Here is a 12730-nt window from a genome sequence, read left to right on the forward strand (position 1 = left end):
TATGTCTTTTAAAAGGGCGGCAATACTAATGATTGCGGTTTACCATCAGATCAGTAAATGCCGTCAGATAGTCTGTATTGTAGGGCAAAGTCGCGAGCGCTTGAAGCGCCTCCTGATGTAGCCTTGCCAATTCTTGTTTGGCAGCGTCCATACCTAATAAGGCAGGAAAGGTATTTTTACCTTGCGCAGCATCTGAGCCCTGCGGTTTGCCAATTTGGCTGGCTTCGCCTTCAACATCCAAAATATCATCCTGCACCTGAAATGCCAGGCCCACAATATCGGCAAAATGAATGAACTGTTGACGATCAGAGTCGCTGATGTTGGCGCTTACCATCGTAATCATTTGCACACAGGCACTTAATAAGGCACCGGTTTTGAGACGATGAAGGCGGGTCAGGGTGGCGATATCAATGGCCTCCCCGGTAGTTTGTAAATCTATTGCCTGACCTCCGCACATCCCATTAAAACCAGACGCCCGGGCCAGTATGGAAACCAGCTGGGCCCGACAGGAGGCACCATAATCTGACATTGGCTGATCGGCCAGAATGCTAAACGCCAGGGTTTGTAACGCATCCCCGGCAAGAATGGCGGTGGCTTCATCAAAAGCAATATGACAGGTCGGCTGGCCACGTCGCAGGGCGTCATCATCCATGGCCGGCAAATCATCATGTACCAGCGAATAAGCATGAATACATTCAATGGCCATGCTGATGGTCAGTTGATCCTGACGCGGAATATCTAAGCTGTTACCTACCAAATGTGTTAATACCGGGCGCATGCGCTTACCGCCTACCAGTAAGGCATGTTGCATGGCCGCTTTTAAATGCTCGGCGTGATCCGGTAGCTGTGAAATCAGCCCAAGCAGATGTTCATCAGTTTGTTGTTTTATTTGCTGACGAAGCGCGTCAAAATTCATAACAATGCCTGTTTGAGGTTACACAGCGGCGTAATAGGGTGCCAGGTGAATATTTACCGGATTCAGCTGGTCTGGGTGTCGTCCAGATCAACCAGCTTGTCCTCACCTTGTTCAGTGAGTAATACTTTTACTTTTTGTTCGGCCTGTTCCAGGGCCTGCTGACTTTGACGAGATAACGCAATCCCGCGCTCAAATTTTTGCAAGGCATCGGCAAGAGGCAGGTCACCACTTTCCATTTGCGTTACAATCGCTTCAAGTTCTGACAAGCTTTCTTCAAAGGACGGTGCAGATTTGGTGTCAGTCACAATCGTATATCCACGGTTGTTTCAGATAGGCGCACATTAACCGACAGGTCTGAGCCGGTCAAATGGTTTGTCCAGTTCATCAGCGCATAACATTATCGGGAGGGGTTAAGTTTACCTAAAAATACCTGACTATGGAAAAACAAACTGGCGAAGCAGTAATTTGGTTATAGAATTCTACTACGAAGCCGATAGTATAAGTGTCGTCAAAGAAGTTGCAGCACAGGCTGTGCATTTACAAAGCAAACAATAATCAAGACTGAACACCAGCAACGATTTCGTATAACGAGGATTTACGTGTGGATTTAGCAACCGTCATAGGCATGTTAGGAGGTATCGGGTTCATAGTGATGGCTATGATCCTGGGTGGTGAACTAGGCATGTTCTTCGACGTTCCGTCGGTACTTATTGTATTTGGCGGTACATTATTTGTCGTTTTGTCGCAGTTTACGCTTGTCCAGTTTTTCGGAGCTGGAAAAGTGGCGGGCAAAGCCTTCATGTTCAAAATTGATACCCCTGACGAACTGATAGAAAAAATTGTGGAAATGGCAGATGCCGCCCGAAAAGGTGGCTTTTTGGCATTGGAAGAAGCCGAAATAGGCAACCCGTTTATGCAAAAGGGCGTAGACATGCTGGTAGACGGCCACGATATTGATGTGGTTCGCGAAACACTGGCAAAAGATATTTCCATGACGACCGAGCGGCACGAGTTCGGCGCCTCAATTTTCAAAGGGATGGGTGATGTGGCGCCGGCGATGGGCATGATTGGTACTCTGATAGGTCTGGTCGCCATGTTGTCGAACATGGATGACCCTAAAGCCATTGGCCCGGCCATGGCCGTGGCGTTGTTAACCACGCTGTATGGGGCGTTTTTTGCCAACGTTATCTGCTTACCCATTGCCTCCAAACTGACGAATCGTGTTGAAGAAGAAAAACTCAACCAGAAGCTTATTTTAGATGGGATTGTGGGCATCGCCGATGGCCAGAACCCCAGAGTCATAGAAGGTATTCTGAAAAATTATCTGGCCTCCAGCAAGCGCGGCAGCGCCGACGAGGAGTAACCCATTATGGCGCAGCAGGAAGAATGTCCGAAGTGTCCACCCGAAGGCTTACCGGCCTGGATGGGTACTTTTGCAGATTTGATGTCGCTGTTGATGTGCTTTTTTGTTTTGCTGTTGGCGTTTTCGGAAATGGATGTCCTGAAGTTTAAGCAGATAGCCGGTTCAATGAAATATGCCTTCGGGGTGCAAAACAAAATAGAAGTGAAGGACATTCCAAAAGGCACCAGTGTCATCGCCATGGAATTCAGACCCGGCAAACCTGAACCCACTCCCATTGAAACCATTCAGCAACAAACCATCGATATGACGCAGCAGATGCTGGAATTTCAGGCCGGAGATGAGGATGATGCCGGGGGCCGCCAAAAACAACGCGGTGATCAGCGCGGTGGCCAAGCCCAGCAAACTTCCAGCGACCAGGCATCATCGGCGGCCCAAAGTGCCGAGCATGCTGAAATGGAAGAGATGATGAAAAAAGTGGCTGAACAGCTACAAAAACAAATTCTGGATGGCTCTGTAGAATTGGAAAGCCTTGGCCAGCAGCTGACAATCCGGATTCGTGAAAATGGCTCATTTTCAGCAGGCTCGGCATTCTTACAGCCGCAATTTAAGCCTATTGTTAAAAAAATTGGTACCTTACTGGCGGATATGCCGGGGGAAATAGAAATTGCAGGACACAGTGACGGTCAGCATATTGCCAACGAACTCTATCGTTCAAACTGGGACTTATCCTCTCAGCGAGCGGTGGCGGTGGCCGAAGAGATGAGACGGGCGCCCGGGTTCGACGAAAGTCGAATGTCGGTGGTGGGTAAAGCCGATACCAGCCCCCTGGTCAAAGAAGCCAAAACGCCGCAGGAGCGCGCCAGAAACCGCCGGGTAGAAATAAATATCAATCAGGGCAAGCCGATGCTGTCCAAACCAATCTCGGTGATTGACAACTAAGCCGAACCAATAACGCCGCATTACTGCGGCGTTATTGGTATGCTAAGCCCGGCTATTAGGAAGGGCTTAACAATTTAGCTGTGTTTATAGAGCAAGATACGCTAGACGATTTAGTCTTAACCGCCTTAATACTTAGCCTCTGACGATGGGACTCAGACAGGCAGGCTTGGTCATTACCAGCTGCACCGTGCTGATAGCGCGTTCCAGAAAACCACCTTCACAATACTTAAGATAATAGGTCCACATTCTTACGAACCGTTCGTCGTAACCATCATTCAAAAGCATCTCTTTGGCGTGCATAAAGGCCTGGTACCAGTCATCCAGGGTTTTGGCATAATCAAGGCCGATATCCTGGCTATCGCGGATGGCTAAATCACTGTGCTGTTTCAACTGTTGATTGATCACCAGTTGCGAGGGTAAAAAGCCACCCGGGAAAATGTATTTTTGAATAAAATCGACGCTGTTGGCGTAGCCCTCATAACGCCGGTCATCAATGGTAATGGACTGCAACACCATTAACCCATCGTCTTTTAGCAGGGCGCTGCACTTTTGAAAAAAGTTACCCAGATACCGTTTGCCTACCGCTTCAATCATTTCAATGGAAACAAGTTTATCGTAGGTGCCGGTCAGATCCCGATAGTCTTTTTTCAACAGCGTGATTTTATCCTGCAGATTTTCTTCGGCCACCCATTGTTGGGCATAGGCATACTGTTCTTCAGAAATGGTGGTGGTGGTAACCCGACAGCCATAATGCTTAGCCGCAAACACTGCCAGGCCGCCCCAGCCGGTCCCGATTTCAATAAGGTGATCGTGCTCGGTCAGCTGAAGTTTATTACAAAGCGTTCGTAGCTTGTGCTGCTGCGCCTGGGCCAAAGTCGTATTGGGATCAGGATAAATGGCCGATGAGTACATCATACTGCGATCTAAAAAACGGGTGTATAACCGGTTTCCCAGATCATAGTGGGCTTCAATATTCTTTTTCGCCTGATCCGAGGTATTGCGCCGCAAGAAGTGTTGTATCTTATGCACGGGCAGGCTAATCCATTTAAACTTGTCTTCCCAGGTATCTAAAAAATTCAGGTTCCGGGCAAAAATGCGTATTACTGAGGTAAGATCCGGGGTGGTCCATAACTTATCCATGTAGGTTTCACCGGCTGCAATGCTGCCACCCAGTAATAGCTGGCGATACGCTTTAATATGCTGGATGTCGATGATGGCATGCAAATCCTCGTCGGTCTTACCATAGCTCGCCACCTGTACCCCGTTCTCACGAATTTCCATGATCCCCTGGGGCAGTAACGACATCAGTTTTAAAAAGGCGGTACGGCAAGTCTTATCGACAACTGAACCTGAATCGGTGACCGATGCTAATGTTTCACCATGTGACATAACATTTTCCTAACTATTCGGGTGCGTATAAATTGGCGTGCGTTTAAGCCATAACCTGAGCGCTTGCCAATAAATACCGCAAACGGTTTTCACCGTCATACTGGGTATTTTTATAAGAGCCTGCCGTACATTTTTACTGGTCAGCGGTTCTCTGCTTAACTGCAATCCTGCAGTGAAATGCTTTTGTTGCTGGTGACATTCCATCGCCAGTGATAAAGATGGCCCCGGCTGTTGAATACGCCATTTATAGACCATATCCATCGGATTAAATGGCGAAACATGAAAGGCCTTATCGGTATCAGTCTGCATCGCTAAGTCGACCGCATAGTAATGACGCTCGTTCCACGGCGTGTTAGATACCTCTGCCAGCATATAGGTAAAAGCCGACAGCTTATGGGGCCTGATAAAGTAGAAATTGACCGGGTTAAAATGCAACCCCAGCGTCCGCAGCTGGCTAAGCAAAAAAACCTCGGCTGCAGGAATCGAAATCCCTTGTAGTTGTTCTACTTTATCCAGCACTGCCTGTTTTAACGAACTGTTTTTATCACCTACATAATCTGTTCTACGATACTCTATAAAAGACCGATGAGTGGATGAAAAATGTTTAATTTTTTCATCTAGATCAGACAGTTCGTCCAGATTAAGCCAGAACAGGTATATCTGATAAGCAAATGCATGCCGAGTCGGCCGAAATCGCTCGTGATACACCTTGCCATGGTAAATTGCACTGCTGGTCACAATTCAATCCCGAAGCGCCGGGTAACATCCAGGGCACTGTTTACCCCGTCTTCATGAAAGCCGTTATACCAGTACGCCCCACAAAAGTGCAGATTGTTGACCCCACATATTTCTGCACGTCGTTGCTGGGCATCGACCATGTTATGGCTATATTGAGGATGAGCGTAATGGTAGGTACCCAGAATACTGGCTTTATCGATGTTGGCGCTATTGTTCAGCGTCACACAGAATGTCGCCGGCGCATTTTCCAAACATTGTAATATGTTCATATTATAGGTTACTGCCGCTGGCGCCTGGTCTTCGTCCTGAGCTTCACTTAATTCATAATTCCAGCTGGCCCACGCTAAGCGACGCTCAGGTAGCTGGCGGGTGTCGGTATGCATCACGACTTCATTTTGCGCATACGGAATCGAAGACAGGATTTCCTCTTGAGCAGCGGTGGGTGCCTGGAGCAAAGCCAGTGCCTGATCGCTATGGCAGGCGAAGATCACAGCATCAAATTGTTCTTCGCCGCGCGCAGAGTCGACCAGCCACCCTGAATTGATCCGTGCCACCCGGATAACCGGCGTGTTGGTGTGAATACGAGATTCAAAATTTTTGATAAGCGGCCCAATATAAGAAGAGGAACCACCATTGAGGGTGAACCACTGAGGCCGGTTATTCACATTTAGCAAGCCGTGATTATTGAAAAATTTCAGAAAAAACTGCAGCGGAAACTGGCGGGTTTGCTCAATACTGGCAGACCAGATGGCCGCGCACATGGGTAATATATAAAAGTTAGCAAAATCATCGCTCAGTCCCAGCTCCTGAATATAGCCGTACAAAGTTTTACCGGCCACCTCGGCATTGCTGGCAGCCAGTTTTTTACAAGCTTTATTAAAGGTGAGAATGTCTTTAACAATGCGCCAGAAACGGGGGCGAAAAATATTTCGGCGCTGAGCGAACAGGGTATTTAAGTTATTGCCGTTGTACTCGATATCAGATTGTTTCGCGTGCACCGAAAAGCTCATTTCCGTAGCCTGGCGTTCAACCTGCAGCTTATCCATCAACTTGATGAAGTTAGGATAGGTCCAGTCATTGAATACAATAAAGCCGGTGTCAATCTGATATGGCTTGTTGTTGACTTCAACAGTTTTGGTAGCAGTATGGCCGCCGATATAATCATTAGCCTCGAAAACGGTGATGGCATGATGGGGGTGCAGCAAATGTGCACAGGTTAAACCGGAAATTCCTGTTCCGATAATAGCAACCTTCTGTTTTTTCATTCAAATTTCTCTTACTGCTTGTTACGCATTGATAGCGACAGTTTTCTTTGTAACGGCACCGGTAAAATATGCAAAAAGCGCATAATCAGGCCAAACCGGGTTGGGAAAAAAATACTCTGCCGATTCTTTTTAATTCCGTGCAGCAGCTCCTCAGCGGCTTTTTCTACTTTGATCATCATTGGCATATCAAAGTCGTTCTGCTTGGTAAGCGGGGTTTCGACAAAGCCTGGCGAAACACTTTGTACCTTAACCCCGCGATCCCACAAATCCACTTCCAAAGACTTGGTAAAATAGTGCAGGGCGGCTTTACTGGACCCATAGGCTTCGCTGCGGGTAAACGGAAACAATCTTGCCATACTATCAACAATGACCAGCTTTTTTCCTTTGCGCAAGGATGGCAGCAAGCCATTGACGCAATTCACCACCCCAAAGAAATTCGCTTCGAAGACCCGGCGGAACATCTCAGGCTCATAGTCGTCAATATCCACATATTCACAGGTGCCTGCATTTAATACGGCGATATCGTAGTTAGCGTCTTTCAAGGCGGCGGCTGTGGCTTCGGCATCAGACACATCGAATTGCAAGGCCGTAATCTGACTGTGGCTGCTCAATTCATCAAGCTTGTCCTGATTGCGGCCGCAGGCAATAACCTGGTAGCCATCTTCGACCGCTCGTTGGGCCAGTGCATAGCCAATGCCCGACGTTGCTCCGGTAATAAGCATGGTTGTCATGAGCGCAGTTTCCTTTTTATCTTAGCGATAACCCAGCCCAGAACCGGAATATGTTCATATACCATCTCGCCCAAATCATAATAGTCGCGATGATAATAAAAGCCGCTATCGTTTTGTTTCAATAAGGTGGTGCCCTGGGTGTGGATAACGCGATTACCCTGTTTCAGGGTCAGTGTCATGGTCCAGATCAACACATAGCTAATATCACCGGAGTTATCTGCACAGGGCGCGACATGATGAATATCAAATTCACAGGCCTGCGCATGTTTGGTTAACTTTGCAAAATAAGCCTGAACCTCTGATAACCCGCGATGATGATCAATAGGATCAATGAATTCTACATCTGCGGTGTATATTTGGGCTAAATCTTCAGATGAAGTATTTGTAAGGTCGCGAAACGCAGAGCAAAACGAATCGATAAGTAGCATAAGTGGCTTTTTGTAAAATGTATAAAAGCGTTACCCAATTTTTCACACATAAGATCAGCATTGTAGAAAATTTACCCACTTCATCTTAATGTTTATCTACGATCCAATTTATATTACCCGGCGTAACCACGGTCATTATCCCGTTAATTTTTATCGTGCAATGTCGCTGCAACACTGTCCACTATTTCCTTTATCTGCACATTTACTACCTGGTGGTAATATGGCGCTGCGTATCTTTGAGCCCCGTTATATAAGGATGGTGAAGGAAGCGTGCGCTAACAATTCTGGTTTTGTGGTGTGTATGTTAGATGCCCAGGGCGATAAAAATAATAACCAGCATATTTATAAAATCGGTACGTACGCAGAAGTTATTGACTTCGAATTACTCGAAGATGGATTGCTTGGCATAAAGGTTGCTGGCTTATCTAGTGTAGAGGTTAAGGATATTACCACCGAATCTGATGGATTAAGGGTTGGTGAATGTCACACCATGGAGTCATGGCAGTGCGATATCCCCGCCGAACAAATTTCACCTATGGTGGAAAAGTTACACGAGATATTTGAGCGTTACCCGGAGCTTCACTCGCTTTATGCGCAGCCTGAATTTGATAACCCTTACTGGGTATTGATGCGCTGGCTTGAGTTACTTCCGGTGGATGCACGTCAAAAGCAATATTTTCTGGCTCAGCAAGATTGTACTGCGTTATTCAATTATTTAAGTGCACTGGTTTAGCCACAATGTAAAGTTTACATTCGAACTGAGCATAAAGATCATATTGCAGAATTCTTTGACACTCGCTGACCTTTTTCCTATAGATAATTATCACGAGACAAGAACGCGGACGAAGCTTATGTTAGTTGGAATTCCATTGGAACAAAGCAATAGTGTAATCAAGCCCAAAGATTGTGCCACAGAGATGTCAGAATACATCGTGGCCGTTGCTGAAGGGCGTTGCAAACGTTCTTTCGCCAGAGTCTTTAGCTACTTTGCCCCACGCTTACGCTCGTACGCATTAAAACAAATGGGTAATGAAGCGCTGGCAATGGAGCTGGTTCAAGACACTATGTCTAATGTCTGGCAAAAAGCGCACTTATTTAATGCTGAAAAAGGTAGTCCCTCTACCTGGATATTCACCATCGCCCGTAATATCCGTTTTGATATGCTACGCAAATTGCAAAATCGTAAAGAAGATGTCTGCTCCGATGATTTGTGGCCAGTGCTGTGTGAACAGACAGCCGATGCCAACGAAACCTCGCTGGATGAACAGATTACTTTAGAACAAATCGGCTTTATGTTTGAGTCATTACCGGTCAAACAAAAAGCGGTTATTGAAGCCATTTATATTGATGGCAAGTCGCAGCAAGAAGTTGCTGACGAGTTGAGTATTCCTCTTGGCACAGTGAAATCCCGTACACGGTTAGCACTACAAAGATTAAAGGGTATGCTTCAGGACCATGATTAAGTTTCATCCTGCACCTGAGCAGCTGTTACAGTTTGCTCAAGGTGCACTGACGTCTGTGGAATCTATAATGGTTTCAGCACATTGCGATATGTGCGCCAGATGTCAGCAGGTTGTAGCACAGCAGACTGTGTTACAGGCTGAGCATGCGCTTGTCGATACGTCTACAGAAGCGTCTGATTCTGGTAGTTTTGAGCTTGACGCAATGCTTGATGCTATCACCCGTCTTCCCCGGGCGGCTCCTTCAAAGTCTGTGCGCTCCACCGCTCGTAAAATTATCGAGCTGGACGGACGGGTGTTCACCATCCCACGAACGTTACGAAAATATGTGCCCTATATGGGGAACTGGTCGAGCCTTGTTGGTAAACTTTGGCAGGCACCGGTAGACATAGGCTCTTCCGGAGTGGCGAATTTTATCTATATGGGTCACGGCGGCAGTGTGCCCGAACATACCCACCGGGGCACGGAGTTCACGCTGGTGATAAATGGCGAATTTCATGATGGCATTGATCATTACCGGACCGGGGATTTTATTCAAATGAATGAGTCTAATGTGCATGCCCCCAAATCAGATGATGTAAATGGTTGTCTGGTTTTCAGTGTCCTTGATCAGCCACTGCATTTTACCGCGGGTATTGCCCGATTACTGAACCCCTTCAGTCATGTGTTTTTTCGGTAAACCTTACCAGACACTATAAACTCTCCCTATAGATACAAAAAAACCCGAATCAATGATTCAGGTTTTTGTCGTGATTAAGATATCCAGGCTATGAGTTAACCAATATATTCGCTATTGGGATAATTCAGCTTCAGGGTTTTCATGGCATTATCACGAAGTTCATCCAGACCAAGTTGTTCATAGCTTGAAACCATAATTTCCAGTGCATGCTGGACCTGATCTGAGTCGGGGTAATGCTCAATCACATAGCGTCCGCGATTTGCTGCCGCGACAAAAGCTTCCCGGCGCATATAAAATCGGGCGATGGCAATCTCATAACGCGCCAAACGATTTTTTATGAAAATCATACGCTTGCGGGCGTCAGCTGCGTATTTGCTGTCAGGATATTGCTGGATGAGTCGCCGAAAGTCATCAAACGCCTGTCTGGACTTCGCCGGATCGCGATCAGCCCGGTCGATGTTCATCAGTTCCTGGAATAAATTGCTATCGGCTTCCATGTTCACCAGCCCGCGCATATAAAAGGCATAGTCGACATCCGAATGGTTAGGGTTTAACCGGATAAACCGATCGATGGTGGCGATGGTCTCATCAATCTTGCCAGACTTATAATAGCTGTAGATCAGATCCAGCTGAACCTGGTGCGACAAGGGCCCAAAAGGATAGCGGGAGTCCAACGCACTCAGGGTATTCGCCGCAGCGGTGAAATTACCCGTTTCCATATTTTCTTTTGCACGCTCATACATTTGTTGCGCGCCCATGTTGGCCAGTGCGGCTTTTTCTTCAGTATCTTCTGAAGAGCTGCAGCCAGCCAGAGAGATCATAGCGCCAACTACCAGTGGCGCCATATAACGAAATGACTTCATAATACTTTACTCATTCCCCAAATTCGTCTTTGGTGTTGTTTCTATGCATTGTATACACCGCATTCTAACGTACTCATTCAGACAAACACCATAGAAATCCTCAAAGTTTGACTGAACCAGCGGCAAAGCTTGTTATAATGACGGTTTTAAGACAATAAAATAGTACTTATGACCCAAACATCCAATACCGTGAAACTTGAGGCGGTTACTGAATCTCAGCATTTTGGTCAGCGGTTAGATCAGGTTCTTGCAGATTTGTTCCCTGAATATTCACGTTCTAAGTTAAAAAGCTGGATTTTAGACGGCAACGTTACGGTGAATGGGGAAGTTAACACCACCCCGCGCCATAAAATGCAACTGGAAGAAGTGGTTCGGGTTGAAGCCGAAATGGAAATTCAGACCCGTAGTGAGCCACAGGACATTGAGCTGGATATTCTTTATGAAGATGAACATATTCTGATCATTAATAAACCGGCCGATATGGTGGTACATCCAGGGGCAGGTAACAGTGACGGCACCATGCTTAATGCGCTTTTAGCGCATGTGCCGAATATTGATAAAGTCCCCCGGGCGGGTATTGTGCATCGTCTGGATAAAGACACCACCGGCCTGATGGTAGTAGCCAAGACCTTACCCGCTCAAACCCATTTGGTGGCGCAGTTGCAGGAGCGCACCATGAGCCGCGAGTATGAAGCGCTGGCTATGGGGACCATGGTCGGTGGCGGCAAGGTGGATGAACCTATCGGGCGTCATGCCACTAAACGCACCCTGATGGCGGTGCGCGAAAACGGCAAGCCGGCCACCACCCATTTTCGGGTCAAAGAAAAGTTTCGGGCCCACACTTACATCCGCCTGAAACTGGAGTCTGGGCGTACGCATCAGATTCGTGTTCACATGACGCATATCAAGCACCCACTGGCCGGGGATCCGGTTTATGGCGGACGGCCACGCTTGCCGAAAGGGGCCAGCGATGAGTTTGTGCAAACCTTGCGTAATTTTCGTCGCCAGGCCTTGCACGCGGTACAGTTATCCCTGTTTCATCCGGAAACCGAAGAATGGATGAGCTGGCAGGCGCCATTGCCTGAGGATATGCAGCAACTTATCGACGTGGTTCGAAAAGATACCCAGGAACATGGTTTTGACGAGCTTTGAAGCTCAGTTAATTAAGCCAGACTGGCCCGCTCCGTCTTCGGTGGTGGCTTTTACCACCACCCGGGAAGCCGGCTTTAGTCAGGGACGCTACGCCGGCTTAAATGTGGGTATGCACGTCAACGACGACCCTGAGGCCGTGGCGGCGAACCGAGCCTTGCTGCCTGAGGCGCAGCGTATTGCCTGGCTCGAACAGGTTCACAAAAATCGTTGTGTACGGTTGCCTGCGGAGTCACGGCAGGCAGATGCCAGTACCAGTTGCAATCGGTTGTGGTGGTGTGCGGTGATGACCGCTGACTGTGTACCGGTACTACTGTGCGATAGGCAGGGGAGTGAGGTGGCGGCGATTCATGCTGGCTGGCAGGGGCTGGAACAACAGGTCATTGCCCGTACGGTAACCGAACTGCGCGCACAACCGGCGGATGTGATGGCGTGGGTTGGGCCGGCGATTTGCCAGCAACATTATCAGGTCGATGCCAATCTGGCGGCGCGTTTTGAATATGTGGACGGGGCGGTAGTACCGGATACCATCGCCGGAAAGTTTTTATTGGATCTTCCTGCTGTTGCACAACATCAGCTCAAAAAGGCTGGGATCAATGCGATCTATCACAGCCGATTGTGTACTTATGCAGATCCCAATCGTTTTTATTCCCACCGATTTGCCCAGCATCAGCAAGCACTGCCCACGGGCCGTATGGTTTCGGTTATCGGACTTCGTTGATCTGAATCCATTTTTACGCGCATTAGTCTTTTGTCTGACTTGAATAAAGCCCGCGGTGCACCCATAAAATAAGTATTGATGAGGTGAGG

At 47.7% G+C, this 12730-nt stretch carries 15 protein-coding genes; 7 read left to right on the plus strand and 8 right to left on the minus strand.

From position 1 onward, the window contains the following. Positions 1-25: 25 nt before the first annotated feature. Both IT774_RS05340 and xseB read right to left on the minus strand, forming a co-directional pair. Complete coding sequence (locus IT774_RS05340) at positions 26-916, minus strand: farnesyl diphosphate synthase (protein ID WP_195811672.1); 891 nt, start codon at positions 914-916, stop codon at positions 26-28. Between the two features lie 62 nt (positions 917-978). After that, entirely contained in the window at positions 979-1221 is a 243-nt protein-coding gene (xseB, locus tag IT774_RS05345) for an exodeoxyribonuclease VII small subunit (RefSeq protein ID WP_195811673.1), read from the minus strand. A gap of 296 nt (positions 1222-1517) precedes the next feature. Between xseB and pomA the strand changes: the two genes are divergently transcribed. Further along, the gene (gene pomA / locus IT774_RS05350) at positions 1518-2279 is read left to right on the plus strand and encodes a flagellar motor protein PomA (protein ID WP_195811674.1); all 762 of its coding nucleotides are present in this window, start codon (positions 1518-1520) and stop codon (positions 2277-2279) included. 6 nt (positions 2280-2285) lie between these two features. Beyond that, a complete protein-coding gene (locus IT774_RS05355; RefSeq protein ID WP_195811675.1) occupies positions 2286-3218 on the plus strand; it encodes a flagellar motor protein MotB in 933 nt (310 codons plus the stop codon). 132 nt (positions 3219-3350) lie between these two features. Here the strand turns inward: IT774_RS05355 and IT774_RS05360 are convergent, their stop codons facing one another. From IT774_RS05360 to IT774_RS05380, 5 genes are read right to left on the minus strand one after another with little or no spacing between them, the layout of a single operon-like run. Then, entirely contained in the window at positions 3351-4607 is a 1257-nt protein-coding gene (locus tag IT774_RS05360) for an SAM-dependent methyltransferase (protein WP_195811676.1), read from the minus strand. A gap of 9 nt (positions 4608-4616) precedes the next feature. Further along, positions 4617-5345 (minus strand): DUF1365 domain-containing protein, encoded by a 729-nt coding sequence (locus IT774_RS05365; RefSeq protein WP_195811677.1) that lies wholly within the window; start codon positions 5343-5345, stop codon positions 4617-4619. After that, complete coding sequence (locus tag IT774_RS05370; protein ID WP_195811678.1) at positions 5342-6610, minus strand: NAD(P)/FAD-dependent oxidoreductase; 1269 nt, start codon at positions 6608-6610, stop codon at positions 5342-5344. Before IT774_RS05370 ends, IT774_RS05365 begins: the two co-directional genes overlap by 4 nt. 11 nt (positions 6611-6621) lie before the next feature. Continuing rightward, positions 6622-7341, minus strand: a complete 720-nt coding sequence (locus tag IT774_RS05375) for an SDR family NAD(P)-dependent oxidoreductase (protein WP_195811679.1) — start codon at positions 7339-7341, stop codon at positions 6622-6624. Next, positions 7338-7769: a nuclear transport factor 2 family protein gene (locus IT774_RS05380; protein WP_195811680.1), complete on the minus strand. Its 432-nt coding sequence runs from the start codon at positions 7767-7769 to the stop codon at positions 7338-7340. The genes IT774_RS05375 and IT774_RS05380 overlap by 4 nt, the downstream gene beginning before the upstream one ends. A 160-nt stretch (positions 7770-7929) precedes the next feature. Here IT774_RS05380 and IT774_RS05385 point away from each other — a divergent pair, with 160 nt between their 5' ends. The 3 genes from IT774_RS05385 (at position 7930) to IT774_RS05395 (ending at position 9908) form a co-directional block, all read left to right on the plus strand. Then, positions 7930-8502 (plus strand): LON peptidase substrate-binding domain-containing protein, encoded by a 573-nt coding sequence (locus IT774_RS05385; RefSeq protein WP_195812211.1) that lies wholly within the window; start codon positions 7930-7932, stop codon positions 8500-8502. A 118-nt stretch (positions 8503-8620) separates the two neighbouring features. Beyond that, a complete protein-coding gene (locus IT774_RS05390) occupies positions 8621-9232 on the plus strand; it encodes a sigma-70 family RNA polymerase sigma factor (protein WP_195811681.1) in 612 nt (203 codons plus the stop codon). After that, positions 9225-9908 (plus strand): ChrR family anti-sigma-E factor, encoded by a 684-nt coding sequence (locus IT774_RS05395; protein ID WP_195811682.1) that lies wholly within the window; start codon positions 9225-9227, stop codon positions 9906-9908. Before IT774_RS05390 ends, IT774_RS05395 begins: the two co-directional genes overlap by 8 nt. 95 nt (positions 9909-10003) lie before the next feature. On the opposite strand, the gene IT774_RS05400 is transcribed toward IT774_RS05395, so the two are convergent. After that, positions 10004-10771: an outer membrane protein assembly factor BamD gene (locus tag IT774_RS05400; protein ID WP_195811683.1), complete on the minus strand. Its 768-nt coding sequence runs from the start codon at positions 10769-10771 to the stop codon at positions 10004-10006. A 168-nt stretch (positions 10772-10939) separates the two neighbouring features. On the opposite strand from IT774_RS05400, the gene rluD reads away from it, so the two are divergent. Then, positions 10940-11923 carry a 23S rRNA pseudouridine(1911/1915/1917) synthase RluD gene (gene rluD / locus IT774_RS05405; RefSeq protein WP_195811684.1) on the plus strand — a complete coding sequence of 328 codons (984 nt, stop codon included), beginning with the start codon at positions 10940-10942 and terminating at the stop codon, positions 11921-11923. After that, entirely contained in the window at positions 11904-12641 is a 738-nt protein-coding gene (gene pgeF, locus IT774_RS05410; RefSeq protein WP_195811685.1) for a peptidoglycan editing factor PgeF, read from the plus strand. Before rluD ends, pgeF begins: the two co-directional genes overlap by 20 nt. The last annotated feature ends 89 nt before the right edge of the window (positions 12642-12730 follow it).

Source organism: Salinimonas marina, from assembly GCF_015644725.1.
Taxonomy (GTDB): Bacteria; Pseudomonadota; Gammaproteobacteria; order Enterobacterales; family Alteromonadaceae; genus Alteromonas.

Bases quoted from the DNA above. Each gene is read 5' to 3' on its own strand.
- IT774_RS05340 (WP_195811672.1), bottom strand. From the start codon at position 916: ATGAATTTTGACGCGCTTCGTCAGCAAATAAAACAACAAACTGATGAA.
- IT774_RS05355 (WP_195811675.1), top strand. From the start codon at position 2,286: ATGGCGCAGCAGGAAGAATGTCCGAAGTGTCCACCCGAAGGCTTACCG.
- IT774_RS05360 (WP_195811676.1), bottom strand. From the start codon at position 4,607: ATGTCACATGGTGAAACATTAGCATCGGTCACCGATTCAGGTTCAGTT.
- IT774_RS05370 (WP_195811678.1), bottom strand. From the start codon at position 6,610: ATGAAAAAACAGAAGGTTGCTATTATCGGAACAGGAATTTCCGGTTTA.
- IT774_RS05375 (WP_195811679.1), bottom strand. From the start codon at position 7,341: ATGACAACCATGCTTATTACCGGAGCAACGTCGGGCATTGGCTATGCA.
- IT774_RS05380 (WP_195811680.1), bottom strand. From the start codon at position 7,769: ATGCTACTTATCGATTCGTTTTGCTCTGCGTTTCGCGACCTTACAAAT.
- IT774_RS05385 (WP_195812211.1), top strand. From the start codon at position 7,930: ATGTCGCTGCAACACTGTCCACTATTTCCTTTATCTGCACATTTACTA.
- IT774_RS05390 (WP_195811681.1), top strand. From the start codon at position 8,621: ATGTTAGTTGGAATTCCATTGGAACAAAGCAATAGTGTAATCAAGCCC.
- IT774_RS05395 (WP_195811682.1), top strand. From the start codon at position 9,225: ATGATTAAGTTTCATCCTGCACCTGAGCAGCTGTTACAGTTTGCTCAA.
- IT774_RS05400 (WP_195811683.1), bottom strand. From the start codon at position 10,771: ATGAAGTCATTTCGTTATATGGCGCCACTGGTAGTTGGCGCTATGATC.
- rluD (WP_195811684.1), top strand. From the start codon at position 10,940: ATGACCCAAACATCCAATACCGTGAAACTTGAGGCGGTTACTGAATCT.
- pgeF (WP_195811685.1), top strand. From the start codon at position 11,904: ATGGTTTTGACGAGCTTTGAAGCTCAGTTAATTAAGCCAGACTGGCCC.